Source organism: Candidatus Desulfolinea nitratireducens (genome assembly GCF_982879505.1).
The window spans coordinates 1-1195 of the sequence record NZ_CEYOSI010000338.1 but is presented as its reverse complement, the minus strand read 5'-3'; the positions used below and the strand labels follow the sequence as shown (position 1 = coordinate 1195).

Here is a 1195-nt window from a genome sequence, read left to right as displayed (position 1 = left end):
ATCAATAACAGTAACGTATATATATAATGTAGTATAGCATGGCTGCCTTCAAGGAAACGGGATATGTTATCTACACTAATGCGCTTTCATGACCGGAGTCGTGGACAAAAATACAAGTGGATTTTGTTTCTGAAACCATCTTCCTGATAAAATTCAGGTCAATCCATTCTGGTAGCCCAAATGTTTGCAAATCGGTCAGCGATGCCTGGGGGTGAAATGGGCTTTGGCACCTTCTCTTCTAAAGGAAAGCCTGAATTACTCCACCGTGTAAATCTTGACCATCTTTTCGGTCAAATCACTGTTGGGAATAACGATCCGGCCCTTGGGCAAGGTTATCTCTGCGCTCACAGTTCCAATAGCATCCAGTGTACCGGTTTCATTGTCAATTTGCACCTGATCGCCCAGTTCAAAATGCTCGCGGGCATAATAACCGGCCAGGATATTGTGAACTACTTCACGCGCACCGATGCCAAAAGCCAAAGCCAATCCTGCAACAAAGATGGTGATGATATTGGTCAGGGCGTTAGTCAATGGGGTCAAGTCTATGCCCAGCTCTTCGATAGCTGTGATAATGACAATCACAATTAACAACAGGCGTGTGCCTTTGCCAAGTGTTTCGTGAAATTCCACACCAGTGGCAGCTACCCCAACCTGCACCCATCGCCCGATAAACTGCGCCAATAACACGCCTCCAACTAATATCATGAAGGCAACGAACAGATGCGGCAGAAAGGAGAGCGCTGCGTTAAAAGGTGTAGCTTCCAGGTTGAGGTCCGAGCCGGTCAGGGATGCAAAAATGATATAGAGCCAGAGCAGCCAAAACGTCACACTTGAAGCGAGATCTGCCAGAGTGCGTCCCGGTTGGATTTTATCCAACTCCTGGGCAAAACCGGAGTGATCGAAAGCCTTGTTCAATCCTGTGCGGGTTACAACCCGTTTCACAAAGCCAGCTACAAGGCGCGAAACAATCCACCCGATCAAGATGATCAGAATAACAGTGATGATCGAGGGTAGATTTTCAGTAAAACTGGTAGATATACGTAGCAAAACAGATTTTAGAAGATTAGTATCCATAGCTTCTCCTTATTTTCTTTTACGAGGTGGCTTGGTGGAACCGATATTCAACAGCAGGGTTAATATACCAATTGATACACCCAAAAATCCCTTTACGCCCAGACCGATCAGATTTCCTGCC

The 1195-nt window shown here is 46.0% G+C and carries 2 protein-coding genes; both read right to left on the bottom strand.

Annotation, left to right across the window (positions count from 1 at the left end):
• Positions 1-70: 70 nt before the first annotated feature.
• Positions 71-199 (bottom strand): hypothetical protein, encoded by a 129-nt coding sequence (locus AC3DOM_RS17495; RefSeq protein ID WP_487920324.1) that lies wholly within the window; start codon positions 197-199, stop codon positions 71-73.
• A gap of 56 nt (positions 200-255) precedes the next feature.
• Positions 256-1074, bottom strand: coding sequence for a mechanosensitive ion channel family protein (locus tag AC3DOM_RS17490; RefSeq protein ID WP_487920322.1), 819 nt, complete (start codon positions 1072-1074; stop codon positions 256-258).
• Between the last annotated feature and the right edge of the window lie 121 nt (positions 1075-1195).